Source organism: Deltaproteobacteria bacterium, from assembly GCA_016874775.1.
Classification (GTDB): Bacteria; Desulfobacterota; Binatia; order Bin18; family Bin18; genus VGTJ01.
Map to the genome: position 1 here is coordinate 1 of VGTJ01000252.1, position 6,164 is coordinate 6,164.

At 56.0% G+C, this 6,164-nt stretch carries 4 protein-coding genes, 1 pseudogene and 1 riboswitch; of the genes and pseudogenes, 2 read left to right on the plus strand and 3 right to left on the minus strand.

All coding sequences use genetic code 11. The features are described 5' to 3' along the window. Positions 1-319: 319 nt before the first annotated feature. The 3 genes from FJ147_26440 to FJ147_26450 all read right to left on the minus strand — a co-directional run bounded on the left by FJ147_26440 (position 320) and on the right by FJ147_26450 (position 2,759). A complete protein-coding gene (locus tag FJ147_26440) occupies positions 320-1,204 on the minus strand; it encodes an alpha/beta hydrolase (GenBank protein ID MBM4259425.1) in 885 nt (294 codons plus the stop codon). A gap of 150 nt (positions 1,205-1,354) precedes the next feature. Beyond that, the gene (locus FJ147_26445; GenBank protein ID MBM4259426.1) at positions 1,355-1,780 is read right to left on the minus strand and encodes a GFA family protein; all 426 of its coding nucleotides are present in this window, start codon (positions 1,778-1,780) and stop codon (positions 1,355-1,357) included. A 109-nt stretch (positions 1,781-1,889) separates the two neighbouring features. Beyond that, complete coding sequence (locus FJ147_26450; GenBank protein ID MBM4259427.1) at positions 1,890-2,759, minus strand: SDR family oxidoreductase; 870 nt, start codon at positions 2,757-2,759, stop codon at positions 1,890-1,892. Positions 2,760-3,266: 507 nt separating this feature from the next. Further along, positions 3,267-3,359, plus strand: a riboswitch (cyclic di-GMP riboswitch). 383 nt (positions 3,360-3,742) lie between these two features. On the opposite strand from FJ147_26450, the pseudogene FJ147_26455 reads away from it, so the two are divergent. Beyond that, positions 3,743-3,820 (plus strand): annotated as a pseudogene (locus FJ147_26455) (DUF2497 domain-containing protein). 1,218 nt (positions 3,821-5,038) lie between these two features. Beyond that, positions 5,039-6,164, plus strand: a 1,126-nt coding sequence (locus FJ147_26460) for a hypothetical protein (GenBank protein MBM4259428.1), incomplete at its 3' end; no start/stop codon positions are given.

A 6,164-nucleotide genomic window follows, 5' to 3' on the forward strand; every position in this document is an offset into this window, starting at 1 on the left:
ACTCAGAAATGGGCTCCTGCAGCACCATTGGCAACGCCGGTCTTAGCTTGTCGGGGCCGTGCCGCCAAGCATAGCACTGTCTCGTTTCTGCCTCCACGCTCCGCGCCGCGCGCTGTGGAGGACTCAGAATGACACGATTTGGCGCCTGGAGTGTAACGTGTACGAAGGTTCTCAGGTCTGATTGAGCATCTCGTTTGCCAGAACGTGGATATGCGCCCGAGTCCTCGCAGACCAAATCGGGGAAGGGCAGTCAGGCCTTTTTCGCGAGCCCTCGGTGGTGGACTCGCCGTGCTTTGCTCTCGTTTGGCGCTCTTGATCGCTACTTTGTAAGGAAACGGAGGATGCGCGCATTGATCACTGTTGGTTTCTCGACCAGGAAGAAATGCCCGACTCCTTCGACACGTTCCAGCTCCGATCCTGGCCCGAGGTAGTGGCGCACCTGCTGCATAGTGTCCGTATCGAGAGCGATACAACCGTCAGTGGTTCCATGAATGTACAACACTGACTGTGATACGGGTTGGCCCCAGATTGCTGCCTGTTCTGCCATCCCTTCGGGGAGGCCAAAACGTGCGGGATTGAACAGCGCGCGATAGTAGCCCATTGCTGCCTTGAGGTTGGCAGGATTGCGGAGGCACTCCTTTAGCTTGCCGAGATCATACGTGGCATCATACCCAGGCGACCAATCGCCCCACAGTCCGTCGATAAAAGCCAGGTCGTTGGCTGGTACGATATGGTCGGAGATGGCCATTTGAAAGAACCAAAAATAAAAGGACCGCTTGATTTGCTCGTAGCGAAAGGCCACTTGGCCGAAAATATTCAATGGTGGGACATTTCCTATCACTGCTCGGCGCCAGCGTTGTGGTTCTGCCGCCAGTGCGCCATAGGCAGCCACGGCACTCCAATCATGGGCGATCAAGACTGCATCTGAACCGCCGCCTAAGGCTGCATGTAACGCATTGACGTCGATCCGTAAGGCGTTGGTGTCATAGCAGTTGTCGGCAGGAACGTCTGTTGGTGCATAGCCGCGGATAAAAGGAGCGACAGCTCGATACCCAGCGGTCGCGAGCGCAGGGAGCAAATAGCGATAGGTCCAGGCTGAGTCAGGAAACCCATGCATACAGAGGGCTAACGGCCCTTCGCCCTGTTCGAGAAAATGGAATCGTAGACCATTCGCGTGGACGGTACCGGTTTTCAAAGTTTGCATAGGTCACTCCTGACGACGGAACCGAGCTGATATGCCGGAAGTGTCACTCCGAGTGAAGCGAAGGGTCTCTCCGCGAGATGCTTCGCCGCACTCAGAATGGCACAGCCGACGGGTCGGACCAGCACGTATATGAACGTTGCGTATTGCTATTTAATCCGGCAGCGACTCGCCCGAGCCACCCATTTCTTTGGGGACATCTTTCCACTTGGGCAGGCCATCCTTGATACGTAGCACGGTGTCGCCATAGAAAACGTGCAGTGCAGGTTTAAACGGGAGATCTGGTAACACCGACGCATAGACATCGACCAAGCCCATTGGTGGATGGTCCGTGAACACATGGCCACCGCAGGTCTTGCACCACTTGCGAAAACTATTCGGTGTTTTGTTGTAGGTCGCGATGTTGTTTTCACCCTTGGTGACTTTAACGGCGTTAGGTGCCCAGAGGCTGAACCCGTTTACTGGTCCAGCCGACCAGTGGCGGCAATCCTTGCAATGGCAGTAGCCCATCGCGGCGGGATCGCCAGTGACAGTAAATTCCACTGCGCCACAAAAGCAACTTCCTTTGTACGTCGCCATATCGAATCCTCCTGTGCGTACGGCCTAAACGTTACAATCGTAGGTTATCTTGCTGATTGCCAGAGGAGTTGCAATGGCCCTGGCGTCGCTGGCTGCTCAACCGACGCCGTCAATACGCACTCAACCCGCCATCGACCGGAATCATCGCGCCGGTGGTGAAGCTGGCCTCATCGGACGCGAGATAGAGCGCGAGGTTGACCACTTCCTGTGAGGTGCCAAAGCGCTTGATCAGATGCATATCACCGAGTTGTTTCCAGAGCGCTTCCTTATTTTCCATATTTTCGATGTACGTGCGCGGCATCGGGGTATCAATCGCACCAGGGCAAATGACGTTCACGCGGATATTGTACGGCGCCAGGTCGACAGCCATACAGCGAGTGAGATTGACTAAGCCGCCTTTTGCCGCGCCATACGCGGCCATTGATGGATACCCGACAATGCCACCAACCGAGGAAATGTTGATGATCGAGCCGCGCTGTTGCTTCATCATGTGTGGGACGACGGCTTTACTGACCAGAAATGGCCCGGTGAGATCGATGCGAATAATGCGCTCCCATTCTTCGAGCGTGGTTTCGTGAAATGGCTTGCCGAGAATGATGCCTGCATTGTTGTACAGGACATCGACAGTGCCATAGGTAGCGATGCATCTCTCCGCCAGGCGATTGGCATCGGCCTCTTGCGACACGTCGGCTGGGACAAACACCACCGGTTTCCCTTGCGCAGCAAGGCGGGCGGCGACGCGTTCTCCTTCAGGCAGGATGTCACTCAGCAGGAGCCGCGCTCCTTCTCTCGCAAATGTCTCTGCCGCAACCTCACCCTGTCCGCGGGCTGCGCCGGTGATAATGACCACTTTTCCGTCCAGTCGGCCCATAATGACTCCCTTCGTGCGAGCTAAATCGGACCACGGAACATTCGTACAGTTGGGGGTAGCGTGCGCTGTACGCACGATGCGCGTGCCAGCATTGATTCCCGTGCGCATGGCGCACGCTACGGTCTCTCCGGAGACAACCCAAAGTGTACCAACCTCGTGTGGTTTGATTTAGTGTTGGTTGTTAACCGTCTCTTGTTAAACAGGTAGGGACATAGCAAGACACGACGCCGCTATCCAGTAGGCGGAGGTGCGCATAGCGTGCGCTGCGGCTGCTGCGCACGAGGCGAGCCCCACAAAAGGGCCATTTTCAGAGCCTACGGTGGTAACCTTGGGAATATGGCAGGGAACGATGATAGCCCAATAGGTGTTCTCCGAATTTAGACACCGCACGCTCTGCGCATTTGGTTAGTTGAAAGTTTCCCTATACATTAATTCCTCCTCGACGAACCAACAGAGAGTGGGGGGAGAGGAGAGGTCCCAGAGGGAAGTAAAATTTGGGACCTTTACGGAAAAGTGCAGACAGATTATGAGGTCGCAGCCCAAACCGCGGCTGGGCTTGGGACCTCGAAGCAGCCGGCAAGGGGAGTTTTCGCCCGGCACCTTGTTCTGTTGCACGTCTGAAAAAGGCAAACCGCTCGAAAGCGCGGGACGCAAAACTACTGGCCTAAACCCGATTCGTTGTTTGGGCAGGGTCGCAGAGTTACCAGGCGAACACAGGTCCTCCTCGGAGTTCCGTGCTCGCTCGCAAGTGTTGGGGAGGAAACATGGCTTCTACCCGGATACAACCTCGTCTTCTCTTTGTCTTCACCTTCGCGGTTGTGAGTAGTCTGTTCGTGCCACTGATGGCAGTGGCTGCGCAATTGTCGCTCTCATGGGTTGACAACTCGAATGATGAAAGCGGATTTATCGTCGAGCGCAAAACTGGTACGGCTGGGACGTACTCACATGCAGTGACAACCGGAACGAACGTCACATCGTACCTCGATCCTAACGTTGTTGCTGGAACAGTGTACTGCTATCGCGTGCGTGCGTTTAACGCTGGTGGTACGTCAATCTATTCGAACGAGGCCTGTGGCTCGACTGCAGCATCGCCACCGCCTCCACCGCCGCCACCTCCACCGCCGCCGCCACCTCCACCGCCGCCGCCACCCCCACCGCCGCCACCTCCACCACTGCCACCGAGTACTCAGCAATTTCCTGTGATGGTCTCTGTGGTTGGACAAGGAACCGTGTCGAGCAATCCAACGGGGATCGCCTGCTTGCCGACGTGCTTAAAGTTTTTCTCTTCCGGTGTGAAAGTGACGTTCACTGCGAGAGCGAGTGCAGGGTGGCAGTTCCGCAACTGGGATGGCCTGTGTGCTGGCCAGGGAGCGACGTGTTCCCTGACGATTACCCAGTCGACCAATATCCTGGCAAACTTCTCCCGCCTGCCGGACACTGCGGCAACACTGGGGATTCTCGGTACCTATCGTAGTGGTATCTGGTTCATCGACAATATGAATTTCCGTTGGGATAACTGCAATGGGGATACCTGCCTCTCCTTTGGCGCACCTGGGGACCAACCAGTAATGGGGTATTGGGGAGGAGGAACACGAAAACGCATTGGCGTATTTCGCCGCGGAGCCTGGTATCTCGACAATGGCAACCGCACCTTTGATGGTTGTAGCGGTGGTGATACCTGCATGTCACTCGGTGTCAATGGTGATCAAACGGTAGTCGGTGATCTCAATGGTGACGGGAGGACTGATACTGGTGTGTTCAACTACGGGAACTGGAAGTTTGATACCGGGAATTTTCGCTGGGATAATTGTGCCGTCGACATCTGCATTGTCGGCTTTGGTCAGTATGGGGATCAGGCGGTGGTCGGCGATTGGAACGGTGATGGGCGCGCCGAGATCGGCATCTTCCGCAATGGCCAATGGCTCTTGGATGTGAACGGCAATCGTCGGTGGGATGGTTGCAACGTCGACAAATGCGTTCGTAGTTTCGGGATCGCTGGCGATGACGCGGTCGTCGGAGATTGGGACGGAGACGGGCGTTCTCAAATTGGTGTATACCGTCGTGGAGTGTGGCTCCTGGACAACGGAAACGGTGTCTGGGAAGGTTGTACGATCGACAAGTGTGTGACGTGGTCTTACGCCCCTGGGGACCTGTCGATTTCCAAGGGACCATGATCAGCCATTTACAAGCAGCGAGAAATAGTATGAATGTGCACGCGGGCGTAACTCGATAATCAAACGGCAGTAACATGGCAGAGTCTCTCGCATGCGTTCCTCCGTTCCCCATTCCAAGGGCATCCTGTCCCGGGTTCGTCGAAGAGGAAAAATGTGGGGCAATAGAGAGCTGAGACTGGTTTCTCGGTGAAGGGGACCTGGAAAGGGGCGTCTGTGAAGCAAGTGGCGAAACGAATCTGGCTCAGGAACGATAACGCGCGGAGCCTGCGCTCACGTCTTTATCTTCTCACCGTGTTCGCTACGGCGCTGATCTCTACTCTCACCAGTCCCTGGCAATGGGCTCATGCGACAGTGATCGTTGTCCCGAGCGAGGACGATTTGATGAAACAGGCTGCGGCTATTGTCGTTGGCCGTGTGCTTGCCATCGAAGCGCGGCAGGAAGGTGGCCTCAACAATGTGTGGACCTATGTGACGATTGCGCGTGAAGAGGTATGGAAAGGGGTGCTGACCCCGCGCGAACTGGTGCTCAAACAGCCTGGTGGACGCACTCCCGATGCGCACGTGCAAATCGATGGCAGCCCGGAGTTCACGGTTGGTGAACGGGTCCTGCTGTTTCTTACCCGTAACCAAGACGGCACCCCACGGGTTGCGCACCTTTCGCAAGGAAAATTTGCTGTATTCACCGACCAAGATACGGGAAGGGCCTTTGCCTATCGAGATCCCTCGCCGCCGGGGGTACAGATCGTGCACGCTCAGCACAGTATTCGTGGCCAGGAGCAAGAGAGTTCCTCAGCGAGTGAAGCGACTGTCCTTGCGACGAACGGATTTTTCGAACTCGTGCCACTGAAGCGTCGCGTGCGCACGGCGATTGCTGCCCAGCCGATTCCCGCGGCAATGGTATCAGCAAATGTCCCACCGCCGACTGAAGCGCTTGTGGAGACGAGAAGCAACCGATCGATGTCAAGCGCTGAGAACGGGGAGGCAGTGAGAGAAGTCCGCGCGCAGTTTACGTTGCTGACGACTCCTGGCGCTCGTTGGTTCGAACCTGATGACAATGTACCGGTGCGTATGTTCGCGAACTTTGCCAATGCCCCATCGTTTGCGCAAAGCGCCATCCTTCAGGCGATACAGGCGTGGAATGGTGTTTCAGGATCAAAATTCCGTTTCGAGTTTGGTGGAGCAGCGACACTCTCGCCCGTGTCCAACGCCGTGAACACAATCTCATTCGAAGACCCACGGAACGAGATCGATCAACCGATCAATTGTAGCGGCGTATTTGGCATGACTCGCGTCTATATTAGTAGTGACACTCGTCAAGTCGGGAATGCAGTATATTCCC

Coding starts and splice junctions, on each gene's coding strand:
- FJ147_26440 (MBM4259425.1), bottom strand. CDS start 1,204: ATGCAAACTTTGAAAACCGGTACCGTCCACGCGAATGGTCTACGATTC.
- FJ147_26445 (MBM4259426.1), bottom strand. CDS start 1,780: ATGGCGACGTACAAAGGAAGTTGCTTTTGTGGCGCAGTGGAATTTACT.
- FJ147_26450 (MBM4259427.1), bottom strand. CDS start 2,759: ATGCGCACGGGAATCAATGCTGGCACGCGCATCGTGCGTACAGCGCAC.